Origin of the sequence: Neobacillus niacini (assembly GCF_023715785.1) — a bacterium.
GTDB lineage: Bacteria > Bacillota > Bacilli > Bacillales > Cytobacillaceae > Neobacillus > Neobacillus niacini_E.
On sequence record NZ_JAMBOX010000012.1, the window covers coordinates 18,592 to 33,318 of the forward strand.

18 protein-coding genes and 1 riboswitch are annotated in these 14,727 nt (G+C 41.6%); of the genes, 9 read left to right on the top strand and 9 right to left on the bottom strand.

Going from position 1 to position 14,727, the window contains the following annotated elements; translation table 11 throughout:
* Window positions 1–101: 101 nt before the first annotated feature.
* Entirely contained in the window at window positions 102–1,043 is a 942-nt protein-coding gene (locus M3234_RS19425; RefSeq protein ID WP_262306308.1) for a metal ABC transporter solute-binding protein, Zn/Mn family, read from the bottom strand.
* Window positions 1,044–1,364: 321 nt separating this feature from the next.
* Between M3234_RS19425 and M3234_RS19430 the strand changes: the two genes are divergently transcribed.
* Complete coding sequence (locus M3234_RS19430) at window positions 1,365–1,937, top strand: beta-class carbonic anhydrase (protein WP_262306309.1); 573 nt, start codon at window positions 1,365–1,367, stop codon at window positions 1,935–1,937.
* 2 nt (window positions 1,938–1,939) lie between these two features.
* On the opposite strand, the gene yidD is transcribed toward M3234_RS19430, so the two are convergent.
* On the bottom strand, window positions 1,940–2,173 hold the full coding sequence (gene yidD / locus M3234_RS19435; RefSeq protein ID WP_262306310.1) for a membrane protein insertion efficiency factor YidD: 234 nt from the start codon (window positions 2,171–2,173) through the stop codon (window positions 1,940–1,942).
* A gap of 140 nt (window positions 2,174–2,313) precedes the next feature.
* On the opposite strand from yidD, the gene M3234_RS19440 reads away from it, so the two are divergent.
* Window positions 2,314–2,787: an S-ribosylhomocysteine lyase gene (locus tag M3234_RS19440; protein WP_066310875.1), complete on the top strand. Its 474-nt coding sequence runs from the start codon at window positions 2,314–2,316 to the stop codon at window positions 2,785–2,787.
* Window positions 2,788–2,942: 155 nt separating this feature from the next.
* Here the strand turns inward: M3234_RS19440 and ytzI are convergent, their stop codons facing one another.
* Both ytzI and M3234_RS19450 read right to left on the bottom strand, forming a co-directional pair.
* Complete coding sequence (ytzI, locus tag M3234_RS19445) at window positions 2,943–3,101, bottom strand: YtzI protein (protein WP_262306311.1); 159 nt, start codon at window positions 3,099–3,101, stop codon at window positions 2,943–2,945.
* A 112-nt stretch (window positions 3,102–3,213) separates the two neighbouring features.
* Entirely contained in the window at window positions 3,214–3,471 is a 258-nt protein-coding gene (locus M3234_RS19450; protein WP_262306312.1) for a DUF6154 family protein, read from the bottom strand.
* 217 nt (window positions 3,472–3,688) lie between these two features.
* Here M3234_RS19450 and M3234_RS19455 point away from each other — a divergent pair, with 217 nt between their 5' ends.
* A complete protein-coding gene (locus M3234_RS19455; RefSeq protein ID WP_262306313.1) occupies window positions 3,689–4,012 on the top strand; it encodes a hydrolase in 324 nt (107 codons plus the stop codon).
* A gap of 84 nt (window positions 4,013–4,096) precedes the next feature.
* Window positions 4,097–4,567 carry an RNA deprotection pyrophosphohydrolase gene (gene ytkD / locus M3234_RS19460; protein WP_262306314.1) on the top strand — a complete coding sequence of 157 codons (471 nt, stop codon included), beginning with the start codon at window positions 4,097–4,099 and terminating at the stop codon, window positions 4,565–4,567.
* Between the two features lie 20 nt (window positions 4,568–4,587).
* Here the strand turns inward: ytkD and M3234_RS19465 are convergent, their stop codons facing one another.
* The 3 genes from M3234_RS19465 to M3234_RS19475 are packed head-to-tail and all read right to left on the bottom strand — an operon-like array spanning window position 4,588 to window position 7,193.
* On the bottom strand, window positions 4,588–5,394 hold the full coding sequence (locus M3234_RS19465; RefSeq protein ID WP_262306315.1) for an ABC transporter permease: 807 nt from the start codon (window positions 5,392–5,394) through the stop codon (window positions 4,588–4,590).
* A complete protein-coding gene (locus tag M3234_RS19470; RefSeq protein WP_262306316.1) occupies window positions 5,381–6,154 on the bottom strand; it encodes an ABC transporter ATP-binding protein in 774 nt (257 codons plus the stop codon). The genes M3234_RS19465 and M3234_RS19470 overlap by 14 nt, the downstream gene beginning before the upstream one ends.
* Window positions 6,155–6,176: 22 nt before the next feature.
* A complete protein-coding gene (locus tag M3234_RS19475; protein ID WP_262306317.1) occupies window positions 6,177–7,193 on the bottom strand; it encodes an ABC transporter substrate-binding protein in 1,017 nt (338 codons plus the stop codon).
* 116 nt (window positions 7,194–7,309) lie between these two features.
* Between M3234_RS19475 and M3234_RS19480 the strand changes: the two genes are divergently transcribed.
* From M3234_RS19480 to M3234_RS19495, 4 genes are all read left to right on the top strand, one after another.
* Complete coding sequence (locus M3234_RS19480; RefSeq protein ID WP_262306318.1) at window positions 7,310–8,101, top strand: alpha/beta hydrolase family protein; 792 nt, start codon at window positions 7,310–7,312, stop codon at window positions 8,099–8,101.
* A 37-nt stretch (window positions 8,102–8,138) separates the two neighbouring features.
* On the top strand, window positions 8,139–8,381 hold the full coding sequence (locus M3234_RS19485; RefSeq protein ID WP_262306319.1) for a DUF2584 domain-containing protein: 243 nt from the start codon (window positions 8,139–8,141) through the stop codon (window positions 8,379–8,381).
* 110 nt (window positions 8,382–8,491) lie between these two features.
* Window positions 8,492–9,016, top strand: a complete 525-nt coding sequence (locus M3234_RS19490; protein WP_262306320.1) for an RNA polymerase sigma factor — start codon at window positions 8,492–8,494, stop codon at window positions 9,014–9,016.
* The gene (locus M3234_RS19495) at window positions 8,997–9,956 is read left to right on the top strand and encodes a hypothetical protein (protein WP_262306321.1); all 960 of its coding nucleotides are present in this window, start codon (window positions 8,997–8,999) and stop codon (window positions 9,954–9,956) included. The genes M3234_RS19490 and M3234_RS19495 overlap by 20 nt, the downstream gene beginning before the upstream one ends.
* Before the next feature lie 645 nt (window positions 9,957–10,601).
* Here M3234_RS19495 and pckA read toward each other — a convergent pair.
* The gene (pckA, locus tag M3234_RS19500; RefSeq protein WP_262306322.1) at window positions 10,602–12,191 is read right to left on the bottom strand and encodes a phosphoenolpyruvate carboxykinase (ATP); all 1,590 of its coding nucleotides are present in this window, start codon (window positions 12,189–12,191) and stop codon (window positions 10,602–10,604) included.
* Window positions 12,192–12,453: 262 nt separating this feature from the next.
* Window positions 12,454–12,602: riboswitch (SAM riboswitch) on the top strand.
* A 234-nt stretch (window positions 12,603–12,836) separates the two neighbouring features.
* Here pckA and metK point away from each other — a divergent pair.
* The gene (metK, locus tag M3234_RS19505) at window positions 12,837–14,039 is read left to right on the top strand and encodes a methionine adenosyltransferase (RefSeq protein ID WP_262306323.1); all 1,203 of its coding nucleotides are present in this window, start codon (window positions 12,837–12,839) and stop codon (window positions 14,037–14,039) included.
* A gap of 68 nt (window positions 14,040–14,107) precedes the next feature.
* Here metK and M3234_RS19510 read toward each other — a convergent pair whose 3' ends face one another.
* Complete coding sequence (locus M3234_RS19510) at window positions 14,108–14,626, bottom strand: gamma carbonic anhydrase (RefSeq protein WP_262306324.1); 519 nt, start codon at window positions 14,624–14,626, stop codon at window positions 14,108–14,110.
* Between the last annotated feature and the right edge of the window lie 101 nt (window positions 14,627–14,727).

Below are 14,727 nucleotides of genomic sequence, written 5' to 3' on the forward strand. Positions count from 1 at the left end.
AAGTTGTGGTAATACAAACATAGCTTTTGATGAATCGGCCGTGTCCATGTCTGTAATCAACTGGAATGAAAGTGTGATAATGACTGCCTATCTAAATAATTCTAATCGTTTAAGGCCTTCTCCAAGGTTTTAAGATTTTTCTCCATCAAGGTAAAATACGTTTCCTTATTTTTTATATTTTCTTCTGTCAAAATGGCCAAATTATGAACCGGCAACGCCCGGGCGCCGATTTCTTTTTGAATAATTTTCCCAAGCTTTGACTGGACATTTTGTTCAAACAGGATATAATGCAAGCCTTCGAGGTCAGCCAATGAGATAATTTTCTCTAGCCCCTTTTGCGTAGGCTCATTGCTGGTCGAGAGGCCCGAGATGCTGATTTGTTCTATGCCATATCGATGCTCCCAATAACCAAAGGCTGCGTGGGTCACAATGATATTCTTATGTTTGGCAGATGAAATCGTTTTATCATATTGCTGATTCAATTCTTCCAGATCGCCAGCAAGATTTTGATAATTTTCTTTGAAAATTTCCTTATGCTGCGGCAGCTTTTCTTCTAACTGTTGCAATATAACTGCAGCCATTTCCTTTGAGTAAATGGGATCAAGCCAAACATGCGGGTTAACGTCCCCATGTGTTTCTTGATCGTCGTGCTCCTCTTCATGGGCAGGGTCATCCTTGGGAAGTTCAAGACTGTCGGCAGCCGCCACCATTGTCACATGCTCATTTTTCAATGTCTTTTTGGCATTTTCTACAAAACCTTCAAGGCCCAAGCCAATATAAAAAAATAAGTCTGAATCGGCAAGCTTAATCATATCCTTTTGCGTAGGCTCAAAGGTATGCTCATCGGCACCAGGAGGATAAATGGTCTTAACATCTACGTATGCTCCGCCAATTCTCTCCGTAAAATATTGCAAGGGATAAACAGTTGTATATACTGATAATTGGTTGTTTTTTTGTGGCGCTGTTTCTTTGTTATCTGAACAAGCCGATAAGGCAATAGTAAATGGTAAAAGTAGTGCTAAGTATTGAAATAATTTTTTCATGTAAGCCTCCAATATGTCTAGCTTCAGCGCCTAGGGGCTCGGGGTCGTAAGCCAATCCGTCAAGAAGGTCAAAAAGCGACCTTCTGGCCGGCTCGTCTTATGCCTGTCGCCCCTGATCAAGGCGCTTTCGCTTTTCTGTTAAATCGTATCAATTCCGATTTACAAAATAAAAAATTTTAAATATTGCGAATCTAATCCGTAACAATTCCGATTTACTTATGTATCTTAACAAGAAAACGCCCACTTAAGCAAGTAAAAAAATTGTTTTTATTGTGAAAGTTTGTGTATTCTTAAATGAGATAAAATGAAGGGTGTGATCGTATGGAAAACCAATCACTGTTGAAGGATATTCTTGATTACAATAAAAAATTCGTGGAAGACCGGGAATATGAAAGATACGAGACCACAAAATTCCCCAATAAAAAAATGGTTATTCTCACATGTATGGATACACGGCTGTTGGAATTGCTGCCAAAGGCATTGAATTTGGGAAATGGTGATGCCAAAATTATCAAGAATGCCGGTGCCCTAGTGTCACATCCGTTTGGAAGCATTATGAGAAGTATTTTGATTGCGATCTATCAGCTGCAGGCAAAAGAGGTCATGGTGATTGCCCACCATGATTGCGGAATGAGCGGATTAAAGGCGGAGCCGGTAATCGACAGCATGATGGAAAGGGGAATTTCCGAAGAAACACTAGCAACTCTTGAGTACTCGGGTATCGATTTCAAGCAATGGCTTCACGGATTTGATTCTGTAACTGATAGTGTAAAACATAGTGTAGAAACCATCAAAAATCATCCACTGATGCCTGTTGGAGTACCAGTGCACGGCCTTGTAATTGACCCGAAAACAGGCCAGCTTGATCTAGTCGTTGATGGATATCAAAATTAAGCTTATTTTCGTTTTTTCCAGGTTTCAGGTACCGGGTCCACCCCCCCGGGATGGAAAGGATGGCATTTTAAAATTCTTTTAACAGTCAGATATCCGCCCTTTAAGGGACCGAAACGCTGTATCGCTTCCAATCCATAATGCGAGCAGGTTGGATAAAAACGGCATGTCGGTGGTTTTAACGGCGAAATCACTACCTGATAAAAACGTATGATTCCAATAAAAAATTTTTTCAGCATAAAATGATCTCCTTCATTCACTTACCATCAAGATATCATAGAAAGTGAAATTCGTCTAAATTGGTAATTGTGCCAAAGCTGATGAAAATCATCGGGATTTATAGTATGATAAGTAAAGATTGTTTTAAAGGAGTGATCTTATGCCTTCAGTAGAAAGCTTTGACTTGGATCATAATGCTGTGAAAGCCCCTTATGTCAGACATTGCGGTGTCCATAAAGTAGGCAGCGACGGCGTTGTGAATAAATATGATATTCGTTTCTGTCAGCCCAACAAGCAAGCAATGAAGCCTGATGCGATTCACACATTGGAGCACCTGCTAGCATTCAATATCCGCAAGCATGTCGAGAAATATAACCACTTTGATATCATTGACATCTCGCCAATGGGCTGCCAAACAGGCTATTATCTTGTTGTCAGTGGCGAGCCAACCGTTGAAGAAATCATTGACCTTCTTGAAGATACAATGAAGGAAGCAGTGGAAATTACCGAAGTGCCGGCGGCCAATGAGCGCCAATGTGGCCAAGCCAAACTTCATGATTTGGAGGGCGCTAAGCGGTTGATGCGCTACTGGCTTGAGCAAAGTAAGGAAGAATTAAAACAAGTATTTGCATAATCTGCATAAAAAAATTCCTATTCGTGCTGAATAGGAATTTTTTTAGCTAATAAGAAATTATAAAATTTTACCAAATTTTATAATTTCTTAACGCGTATAATACAACTACGCCTCTGTCTTCGTCCTAACGGACTTGCCAATCGGCGAGTTTTAATTTATGCTTGCTTATGCTCTTCGCTAGTTTGGTCAAGATGAGGGTTATTTTCTAACGGATCTACCGTATGCTTGAAGCCATAGGCTTTGGATGTGGTAATCACAGCAAGCAGCAGAACCACGATGACAATAATAAAAGATACGACCATAACTGTATACAACTTTCTTCTCCCCCTTTACCCCCTATTGTAACATGGCTTCACAATAATATGTAAATAAAAAGGAAGCCGATTTGTTCAGCTTCCGAGCGGATTCATTCCTGGTTATGTATAATCAATGTATGTTACGGGGGTGAAACGCAGAAGCCCGCTGTTGTCCGTACTGTTCTTGGGCAAATTTTCCCTTTAGGCTTTCGATGAGATATAGACCCATCAGGTCATAAAGTTCCTGCTTATCCATATCGTGAATCAAAGCAAGTAAATCCTCGTGGGACATCTCTTCCAAAAAAGCAAAGGCCAGCATATCGATATCTTCTTCATCACCTGTAAGCTTGGTTCGGTACATTTCGTACAATTCATCAACCAGTTTCATCTTGTTCACCTCCTACGAAAATAGACTAATAATTTTTATCCATACCCCAATATAGAAAAATGATTCCAGTCAATATATTTTCAGAATTAACTGAAAAGTCTGCTTCTTCTGAGTGTATGATTATTATATCGTATTACATTCTAAAAAATGTATCGAAATTTGCAAAAGAATAAATTTTTTCTTTTGGCGGACTCTAAATTTAAAAGGGGATGACAGCATGGACAATCAGAAGAAACCATATTATATAGATGTAGGAACAGGTGAGATTTCACAAAGCGCGACTTCTTCGACATGGAGCTTTAAAATTCAGGCCAATGATGAGGAAATTACCGAGCTGCGGGAGTTGTTTAATCAAAATTACTCCACGGAATGGAAAGCCTTTTGGAGGGCCCATGTCCCATATGTACAATACCATTATGACAGAGAAAATGATGAGTACGATAACAAAATTCAACAAATTTATGGCATGATTCACAAACTGGGCGATCAAGAAGCAAAGAATCATATTGAAACCATGAAAATTTTGCCGAAAACGCAATAGGAGCAGGAGGGGAAATCCGGGACATGCAGGATTTTCCCTTTTCATTTAAAATAATACCATATGAATCAAATTGGTGGGGACAATATGATACAATTCTTGGATGACAATGGCAATCAGGTAGAGCTTAGCTTTTCAAAACATGCATTTGATATAGAGGCCTGGCATGTTTTGGTCATTTCTCAATTTGAAGGCCACTGGGTGCTGACAAAGCATAAAAAAAGAGGACTTGAGTTCCCGGGCGGTAAACGGGAACGTGGGGAAACGCCCGAAGAAGCTGCCAAAAGGGAGGCTTATGAAGAGACAGGTGCCATTTTCTCAAAGTTGACGTATTTGGCGGAATATAAGGTTACTGAGGAGACAGGATCATTTGTAAAGGCTGTGTTTTGGGGAAGAGTGGCCAGATTGGAAAACACGCGGAATTACTTCGAAACAAATGGCCCCCAACTTATTAAAGGCGATTTGCTCAAAATAAGGTTTGGTCCCGATTACAGCTTTATCATGAAGGACCGAGTGGTGGAAGAATGTCTAAATTACATTAAGCATCTTACAATGTAAAAAAGAATAGCGGCACAGCACTATTCTTTAATAAGCTTTTTCTCCAATAATTCCACAAGCTGATACATAATCGTGGCGAAAATCGCGATGACGAACAGCGATAAAAATACAAGAGTAAAATTAAAGACTTGGAAACCGTATATAATCATGTAGCCCAGTCCTTTTGACGATACTAGGAATTCCCCAACAATGACTCCGACCCATGAAAGCCCGACATTCACCTTTAGGGTTGATATGATGGTAGGGAAGCATGCAGGGAGAATCGCTTCCTTAAAGCATTGGAACTTCGTTGCCCCAAATGTTTGCAGGACTTTTAAATAGTTGGGATCCACTTCCTTAAAAGCTGTATAGACGACAATGGTTGTGATAATGATCGAGATAATGGCACCCATGGCAATAATGGAAGGATACCCTGGGCTTAACGCAACGATTAAAACCGGTCCTAACGCTACCTTGGGCATTGCATTTAAAATGACCAAATAAGGGTCCAGAATTTTCGAAAGAAATGGCGACCACCATAAAATCGCTGCCAGAATGGTACCAAGCAATGTACCTAAAATAAAGCCCAATATGGTTTCAGTTAAGGTAACACCGATATGGGTGATTAATGTTCCATCTTGAATTTTATTAATTAAAAGTGTTGTAATTTTGGATGGAGAGCTGAAAATAAGCGGGTCAATCCACTGCTTTTTGCTTAATAGTTCCCACCCTGAGAAAAACACCAGGAAAATAATGGCTTGATAGAATCGAACCCATCTATTTTCAAGTTTTAATGACTTAATATACTGGTTATGGAGGAGTTCAACGTGGTTGTTATCCTTGTTCAAGAGACTCCAACTCCTTCCAGATTGTTTGAAAAATGCTTGGATATGCTTCATGATTTCTAGCGGCAAACGGGGATGATCCTCGCAGCTCCGTCGGCATTTCAAACGTTTTATGAATTCTGCCTGGGCGGGGGGAAAGCAGAAAGACGCGATCGCTCATTGCGATAGCCTCGCCGATATCATGGGTGACAAGGATTGCCGTTTTGCCGAATTCATCAAGGGTATTCGATACCAAATCCTCAAGCTTCAGCTTCGTTTGGTAATCAAGTGCTGAAAAGGGCTCATCAAGCATGAGCAGCTTTGGTTCGGTTGCCAGTGTCCTGACAAGCGCAACCCGTTGCCGCATGCCCCCTGATAATTGTTTAGGCAACTGTTTTTTAACATCATCATTTAAACCCATCTGGTTTAACAGAGTTAAGGCGTAGTTCTTTGTTTGATCATTCAATTGCTTTGATAATTTAAGTCCTAACAGGATGTTTTCTTCAATTGTCTTCCAGGGAAACAAATAGTCCTGCTGAAGCATATAACCTATTTCATTCTGTGATGTGGAAACGGGCTTATTTTCCAATAAGACCGTTCCCTCTGTTGGCTTAATCAAACTTGCAATGATCGAGAGCAGGGTTGTTTTTCCACAGCCGCTGGGGCCGAGGAAGGAAACAAACTCCCCCTCCTCAACCGTAAGTGAAATATCGGAGAGGGCCGTGGTGGCAGTGTCTTTGGTAAAGTACGTGTGATGAATATCTTGAACCTTCAAGAAGCTCATGGTGCCGGCCTCCCTTTCTTGGTTATTTTTTCATGACTTTATTGGCCACGTCTGTGTTCACAAGTGTTTTGTACTCTACATCTTTCGGAAGCTCTCCTGCTTCTTTCATAATATTTTTTAAATTGTTCCATTCTTCCTCATCAAGGATTGGATCGGTGGCAAATGAACCTTGGCTCTTATAGCGTTCTACTACGGTTGTCATAATTTCAGGATCCGTGTCAGGGAAAAATTCCTCCACCGCCTTTGCGATTTCTTCAGCAGAGTGGGTCTCGACCCATTGCTGCGCCTTATAAACGGCCCGAGTGAATTTTTCGATAATGTATTTATTCTCTTTCATGTAACTGTCTTTTGCCATAAAGGTCGTATATGGAACATGGCCTGATTCTTTGCCGAATGAAGCAACAATATGACCTTTTCCTTCTTTCTCAAAAATGCTGGCAGTCGGCTCAAATAATTGCACGAAATCACCGGTTCCTGAGGCGAAGGCATTGGCAATGTTTGCAAAATCGATGTTTTGGATCAGGTTAAGGTCTTGATGCGGGTCAATGCCATGCTTCTTTAATACGAATTCACCGACCATTTGCGGCATTCCGCCCTTCCGCTGGCCAAGGAAGGTTGTGCCTTTTAATTGATCCCAGGAGAAGTTATCAATCTTTTCCCTGGCGACAAGGAATGTGCCGTCTGTTTGGGTTAACTGGGCAAAGTTAATCACCGGATCATTCGAGCCTTGGGCATATACGTAAATCGAAGTTTCCGAACCTACCAGAGCTACATCGGCTCCTCCGGAGATCAGCGCAGTCATCGTCTTATCGCCGCCGGGAGTTGTCGTCAACGTGACATCAAGCCCTTCCTCCTTGAAAAAGCCCTGTGTCAAGGCTACATATTGTGGAGCATAAAAAATGGATCTGGTGACTTCTGCAATCCGAACCTTTTCCAGTTTCTCCTGTTCCTTTCCTGTATCTTTATTACAGGCGATTAAGGAAAACATAAGTATAGTGATGAGGAGAAAGGACAAACTGATTTTTGACCATTTTTTCATCTGAAAATTACCCTCCTTTATCTGGGCTAATAGCCTAAGATATCGTATGATGGGGATAAAAATGTGTGTATGCCCAGTTCCAAATTATTTATAAAGCATAAAAAGGATCGATTATAATGAACCAAGCAAATGGAAAAATTGTTGAGATAAAGCGGGTGCCGTCACCTAACCCCCGCGTCCTCCTGAAGGAGATTACTTATTTATCAAATGGACTGCGGGTGAAAGGTCTACTTGCGGAGCCAAAGGACGAACAGGTATATGACGGGTTTCTGTATTTACGAGGCGGAATCAAGAATGTCGGCATGGTAAGGCCGGCGCGGATTGCCCAGTTTGCCCAGGAAGGCTTTATTGTGTTTGCGCCCTATTACAGAGGAAATAAAGGGGGCGAGGGCAATGAAGATTTTGCCGGAGAGGACAGAGAAGATGCCTTTTCTGCTTATATGCTTTTAAAAGCGCTCCCTCGGGTAAAGGACATACATATATTCGGTTTTTCCCGCGGTGGGGTAATGGCGCTTTTGACCGGGATCATGTTTCCCGATGCTGCTTCGCTGGTCACCTGGGGCGGGGTTAGTGACATGAATTTAACCTATTATGAGCGTGAGGATCTCAGAAAAATGATGAAGCGGGTTATTGGCGGTACACCGGAGAAATTTCCTGAACGGTATCAGGAGAGAACCCCGTTATACCAATTGGAAAAACTTAAGGCTCCCGTACTAATTATTCACGGAGTCAAGGATGAAAATGTCTCGGTCGAGCATGCCTACAGGCTAGAAAGAAGGCTCTGCGCTTTAGATAAACCGGTGGAATCCTGGTATTTTGACGGGTTTACTCATTACTTCCCCCCGGCGATCAATCGAAAAGTGGTTTTCGATTTAACGAATTGGATGAAAAAGCATAGCAAAAGATGATATGATAGGATTATAAATTGTAGAGGAGCGGATTTTAATGGGTATGCCTCTTGAATTAAATACACTGATTGTCACAAAAGGAAATGAGAAGCGGGTGGATGAAAACTTGTTTGTTCTTCAAAAAGAAGGCTATCGCCTCTATCCGATTGAAATTCCGGTTGATGTAAGAAAAACATTGGACAGCAGTTCAAGTGGTACAGCCTTGATAAAAAAGGTCGAGTGGGAGAATAGTGCAACGACGATCACGTATCAATTAATTTCATTAAATTCGACGAACTAAAGCAGGTATATCCTGCTTTTTCTTTTTTGAAAAAGTGTAATGGATTAAAATACCAGCCGTCTCATTTTATGAATCGAATTTTTTAAGGCTGTTGGGAAGGGGGAAAGCAATTGGAACGGGCCCGCCAGATTGAATCATGGTTTATTCAATATGAAAAGGATGTTACCAATTATTTAATTTATTATACAGGTTCAACCGATGTGGAGGATTTAGTCCAGGAAACCTTTTTACGGGCATTTCGTGCTTTTGAACGCTTCAAACATGAATCGAGTCCGAGAACATGGTTGATATCGATCGCAAGGAATACGGCTATCGACCTTTATCGGAAAAAATCCGTATGGCAGAAGTTAAAGGAACGGCTCGACCGGGAGTCATCAACGAATTTGGAGCCGCAAACCGAAGAAAAGCTGTTAAAGAAAATAGAATATGCGACTTTATATGATGCGATTAATGAGCTAAAACCCAATTATCGTGACGTGATATTGCTCAGAGGAATATCGGAACTGTCGCCCCAGGAGGCCGGTCAGGTTCTTGGCTGGTCGGAAAACAAGGTAAATGTGACGTTTTTCCGCGCGGTGAAGAAGCTTAATGAACGTTTAAAGGAGGGTGAATATTTTGAGCAATTTATCGGATAAAGAACTGTTGGAAATGATGGCGGATTTTCCAAAGCATGAGCTATCGACGGGGAAGAGAACGAAAATGTTAAAAAGAATTAGCGAGGAAGTTGCGGCAAACCCAAAACGGCAGTTTAACTATCAAAAAATTAGTGCCTTGGCAGCCATATTCATTCTTGCCTTTATCGCCCCGATTCTTTATTTTTCAACCACAACCGGGGAGAACGATTCCCGGAGTGGTTCGGTAACTACAGATGTACAGGAGGCTAATTACTTTGCCTTGAAGGATAAAGACGGAAAACCACTTTATGCCACGAGCAATTATGGGATTCCCAATAAGGTAAGCCTGCTGGCACCGGAGGATTGGATTGCAAACGACAAGCGCTCTGTTGCCAAGATCATGATTTTTTTGTGGGGAGACTATAAAAAGTTTGCCAATAAACCTCTAAATGTAGACGCTGTAAATGTAAAAACGGGAGATAAAGAGCGCCTTACCGAAGCGGTTATCTCGGGTGGAATGTATGGCGCGGATGCTCACGCATTAACATCCTTTAAACCTTTCAGTGCTCCCGGGGTTTGGAACCTACAGTTTTCGGTTGGAAATAAAAAAATAGGCGAATTCTCCATTTATGTAAAGGAAGGTTATATTACGATCGGCAAGGCGACATTATTATTTTCGTCGGAGGACCTTTATGCGGGTGAATACGAGCATGAATTCATTGAAGTAGAGGGCGAGAATCTACCTGAAGAAATCGAGTTAAAGATATTGGAATTAGAAAATAAAGACGCCAAAACAACCACGTTTCTATTTAAGAAGGTTGCAGATTACACTACCACCGAGGGAAAAAAGATTTCCCATTATGGCGGAGGCTTCACGCTTGAAAAAAGCGGCCAATATCAATTCAGTGTATTAGAGGAAACCCAGATAATAGAAGTGCGGAAACCAACCGACCAAAAATAATTATGAAAAAAAGCGATTCGTCGTCGATCGCTTAGATTGTCGAGAAAGGGTCTTTTTCTCGACAATTTTTTATTTTATCGGTATTTGAATTGCCGATTTTATTTTAAAATTGCCCCTGCTAATCGCCTTGTCATTTTCCTAAGATACGTCATAAGAAGCGCTCTTATAACGCGTTCACTTTGATTTTTTCCCCAGACACGTCATAAGAAGCGCTCTTATAACGCGTTCACTTTGATTTTTTCCCCAGACACGTCATAAGAAGCGTTCTTATAACGCGTTTCCTTTGATTTCTTCCACAAACACGTTATAAGAGGCGTCCTTATAACGCGTTCGCTTTGATTTTATCCCCAGGCACGTCATAAAAAGCGTTCTTATAACGCGTTTCCTTTGATTTCTTCCACAAACACGTTATAAGAGGCGTCCTTATAACGCGTTCGCTTTAATTTTTTCCATAAACACGTCATAAGAGGCGTCCTTATAACGCGTTTGCTTTGATTTTTTCCATAAACACGTCATAAGAAGCGCTCTTATAACGCGTTCGCTTTGATTTTTTCCTCAGATATGTCATAAGAGGCTAATAAGGCTGTCGAGAAGTTTCTCGACAGCCTGAGCGATTCGCCTTTGAATCGCTTTTTTGCATATAGATTAGGCGATAGGCCCACCTTTTGCTTCAATGTCAGGAGAAACGTTGGTAAACTTCTTAAAGTTCTCACGGAACTTGGCTGCCAATTCCTTCGCCTTGTTGTCATATGCCTCAGGATCAGCCCAAGTCTTTACCGGTTGAAGAACCTCATCAGGTACTCCAGCGATATGAAGTGGGATATTTAAACCAAAAATCTCGTCCTTGACGGTTTCAACATGATTTAGTTCCCCTTCAAGGGCCGCCTGTACCATCGCTCTTGTATAAGAAAGCTTCATCCGATTACCGACACCATATTCTCCGCCGGTCCAGCCTGTATTGACAAGGAATACATTTACATTATGCTCGAGAATTTTTTCGCCAAGCATATTGGCATAACGGGTCGCAGGCAGAGGCAGGAACGGTGCACCGAAGCAAGTGGAGAAGGTTGCTTGCGGTGAAGTAATGCCGCGCTCGGTTCCGGCAAGCTTGGATGTATAACCGCTTAAAAAGTGGTACATGGCCTGTTCCTTCGTTAATTTTGCGATTGGAGGCAGAACACCGAATGCATCAGCTGTTAAAAATACAATCGTGGTTGGATGCCCCGCAACACTAGGCTGGACGATATTATCAATTGCCTCGATCGGATAAGCAGCACGGGTATTCTCAGTCAAGGTGCCGTCATCATAATCAGGAATTCTTGATTCTTGATTGATTACCACATTTTCAAGCACTGTTCCAAAGCGGATGGCATCAAAAATTTGCGGTTCTTTTTCTCTTGAGAGGTTGATACATTTTGCATAGCAGCCGCCTTCAATATTGAATACTCCATTTGAAGACCAGCCGTGCTCGTCATCGCCGATCAGCTTGCGATTAGGGTCGGCAGACAGAGTCGTTTTTCCTGTTCCCGAAAGACCAAAGAAAAGGGCTACGTCACCTTCGAGACCAACATTTGCTGAACAGTGCATCGAGAATATATTGTTTTCGGGCAGCAAATAATTCATGACCGAGAAAATCGACTTTTTCATTTCACCTGCATATTCGGTACCGCCAATGAGGACAATACGCCGTTCAAAGGAAATAATGATAAAGGTTTCTGAATTTGTTCCGTCCACAGCAGGGTCTGCTTTAAAGTTCGGTGCGGAAATAACCGTAAACTGCGCTTCGTGCGATAAAAGATCATTTTCGCTAGGCCGGATAAACAATTGGTGTGCAAATAAATTATGCCAGGCAAGTTCATTGATTACCTGAATTGGCAGGCGCGACTTTTGATCAGCACCGGCATAGCCCTTAAACACAAAAACCTCATCTCGTTGTTTCAAATATTCCAAGACCTTATGATACAAATTGGAAAAAACTTCTTCCGATATTGGCTGATTGAGCGACGGCCCCCAGGCAATCTTGTCTTTTGTAGATGCTTCGGAAACAATAAATTTATCTTCAGGGGAACGGCCAGTATATTTTCCTGTAGATGCCCGTATTGCGCCTGTAGCGGTTAATGAACCTTCTTTGCGGCTTAAAATTTTTTCCACTAATTGCGGTACCGATAATTGAACATGGGTGTTGCTTTCATCCAGAAAAAGTTTTAATTCATTTGGAATATGGACGGAATTCATTAATTGAAACCTACCTTTTAAAGATTTTTATATTATGAATATTCTTAAGCAATAGTATAACACATTTGATTCATTAGTCTATACTAATGAATCAAATTAAGCTGTATTTTATACAATATTCTATATAGTTTAAAAAAGTCATGAAAAGTACTAAAAAAGGCTTAGGATTTCAGACAAAGTTCTTATTATTGACCAAAAATTGCTAAAATATCCATTGACATGCAGTGATGGAGAGGTTATGATTTAAGCTTGAACGGATACTCTCTTATCCCGAGCTGGTGGAGGGACAGGCCCTATGAAACCCAGCAACCTGCAAACTAAGAATGCGCTGATAGGCAAGGCGTTTATCAGCAATTTTCTAGGCAAAGGTGCTAAACCTGATGCAAGGCGGGCAGCCTTGAACGATAAGAGTGAAAGGACGCAGAACATTGCATTTAACCTTTCCTCAATATGGAAAGGTTTTTCTTTTTTCTGCATTACATAATCGCTTTTAACTCATCCAGAGCCGTCATCGGGTTTTTTATTTTTTAATAAAAACCCTGTGATTATTTCATACTATAAAAGGGAATGAGTTCCGTATCAAATTCTGAGGTGATCAGTTTTGACGACTGCCTCATTTATTTCATATTTTTAGGAGGAATTCAGATGTCAACAAAACGCCGTTTGTTTACTTCTGAATCAGTAACTGAAGGTCATCCCGATAAAATTTGTGACCAGATTTCTGATTCCATTTTAGACGCCATTTTAGCGAAAGATCCGAATGCCCGTGTTGCTGCGGAAACTTCCGTAACGACCGGATTGGTGCTGGTTGCTGGCGAAATCACTACTTCCACCTATGTGGATATTCCAAAAATAGTTCGTGAAACGATTAAAGGGATTGGCTATAATCGTGCCAAATACGGGTTTGATTCCGAAACTTGCGCCGTTTTAACTTCAATTGATGAGCAGTCACCTGATATTGCCATGGGTGTGAATCAGGCGTTGGAAGCACGTGAAGGGCAAATGACAGACCAGGAAATTGAAGCGATCGGCGCCGGTGACCAAGGCCTGATGTTTGGATTCGCCTGCAATGAAACCAAAGAACTTATGCCGCTGCCAATCTCTCTTGCCCATAAGCTTGCCCGGAAACTGGCAGAAGTTCGAAAAGATGATGTTCTTCCATACCTTCGTCCGGACGGTAAGACTCAAGTAACCGTTGAATATGATGAGAATAACCGGCCAGTCCGTATTGACACCATTGTCATTTCAACACAACATCATCCGGAAATAACTTTAGAACAAATTCAGCGAAATATCAAAGAATATGTGATTAACCCAGTGGTTCCAAAAGAATTAATTGATGACCACACAAAATATTTTATTAACCCTACCGGCCGCTTCGTGATCGGCGGACCGCAGGGCGATGCTGGATTAACCGGCCGTAAAATTATTGTTGATACTTACGGCGGATATGCGCGTCATGGCGGCGGAGCTTTCTCCGGTAAGGACCCGACAAAGGTTGACCGTTCTGCTGCGTATGCAGCACGTTATGTGGCAAAAAATATTGTTGCTGCCGGTCTTGCCGACAAATGTGAGGTTCAGCTTGCTTATGCGATCGGTGTAGCAAGACCTGTTTCCATCTCTGTTGACACTTTTGGCACCGGTAAAGTTAATGAAGATGTTTTAGTTGACCTAGTCAGCCAAAACTTCGACCTCCGCCCAGCAGGAATCATAGAAATGCTTGATTTACGCCGTCCGATTTATAAACAAACCGCGGCATACGGCCATTTTGGCCGCTCCGATGTGGATCTTCCATGGGAGCGTACCGATAAAGCGGAAACGCTTCTTCAACAGGCTAAAGGCCGTTAATTAGCTAAAAACGGGAGTTACGAATACATGTAGCTCCCGTTTTATTTTTTCGGAACTTCTACTTGGTTTCAGTTATTTTTTTGCAAACCTTTATAGTATTGTGCCTTTTCGGCATACTCCCTGGTAATCCGCTCCATGTCCTTAATATCATCTGCATTTAATTCTCTGACCACCTTGGCCGGTCTGCCAAAAGCCAACGTATTCGGCGGGATTTTTTTGCCCTGCGGGACTAAACTCCCGGCCCCAATGAATGCTCCTTCACCGATTTCGGCTTGGTCAAGAATAATAGAACCCATTCCGATCAACGCTCTTTTTCGGATGATACAGCTATGTAAAATCACTTGATGTCCGACAGTAACCTCATCCTCCAAAATTAGCGGATTATTGGGGCTTTGATGTAAAATGGAATTATCTTGGATATTGACGCGGCAGCCAATTTTAGTTGGAGCAACATCGCCGCGAATCACGGTGTTAAACCAGACACTTGATTCCTCGCCGATTTCAACATCGCCGGTAATGGTGGCATAATCCGCAATAAATACCGAATCAGCAATTTTAGGATATTGACCTTTAAAAGGATAAATCATGATTTCTCTCTCCTTCAAAAATGATGATTCTATTTTAACAAAATAAGTTCATTAAATATCAAAAAATATACTAAGTAACAAACTATTATGCGCAGGCTAAT

Excerpts from the sequence above, each read along its gene's own strand:
- M3234_RS19440 (WP_066310875.1), top strand. The coding sequence starts at position 2,314 with ATGCCTTCAGTAGAAAGCTTTGACTTGGATCATAATGCTGTGAAAGCC.
- M3234_RS19455 (WP_262306313.1), top strand. The coding sequence starts at position 3,689 with ATGGACAATCAGAAGAAACCATATTATATAGATGTAGGAACAGGTGAG.
- metK (WP_262306323.1), top strand. The coding sequence starts at position 12,837 with ATGTCAACAAAACGCCGTTTGTTTACTTCTGAATCAGTAACTGAAGGT.
- M3234_RS19485 (WP_262306319.1), top strand. The coding sequence starts at position 8,139 with ATGGGTATGCCTCTTGAATTAAATACACTGATTGTCACAAAAGGAAAT.
- ytkD (WP_262306314.1), top strand. The coding sequence starts at position 4,097 with ATGATACAATTCTTGGATGACAATGGCAATCAGGTAGAGCTTAGCTTT.
- M3234_RS19425 (WP_262306308.1), bottom strand. The coding sequence starts at position 1,043 with ATGAAAAAATTATTTCAATACTTAGCACTACTTTTACCATTTACTATT.
- yidD (WP_262306310.1), bottom strand. The coding sequence starts at position 2,173 with ATGCTGAAAAAATTTTTTATTGGAATCATACGTTTTTATCAGGTAGTG.
- M3234_RS19475 (WP_262306317.1), bottom strand. The coding sequence starts at position 7,193 with ATGAAAAAATGGTCAAAAATCAGTTTGTCCTTTCTCCTCATCACTATA.
- pckA (WP_262306322.1), bottom strand. The coding sequence starts at position 12,191 with ATGAATTCCGTCCATATTCCAAATGAATTAAAACTTTTTCTGGATGAA.
- M3234_RS19470 (WP_262306316.1), bottom strand. The coding sequence starts at position 6,154 with ATGAGCTTCTTGAAGGTTCAAGATATTCATCACACGTACTTTACCAAA.
- M3234_RS19430 (WP_262306309.1), top strand. The coding sequence starts at position 1,365 with ATGGAAAACCAATCACTGTTGAAGGATATTCTTGATTACAATAAAAAA.
- M3234_RS19510 (WP_262306324.1), bottom strand. The coding sequence starts at position 14,626 with ATGATTTATCCTTTTAAAGGTCAATATCCTAAAATTGCTGATTCGGTA.
- M3234_RS19480 (WP_262306318.1), top strand. The coding sequence starts at position 7,310 with ATGAACCAAGCAAATGGAAAAATTGTTGAGATAAAGCGGGTGCCGTCA.
- M3234_RS19450 (WP_262306312.1), bottom strand. The coding sequence starts at position 3,471 with ATGAAACTGGTTGATGAATTGTACGAAATGTACCGAACCAAGCTTACA.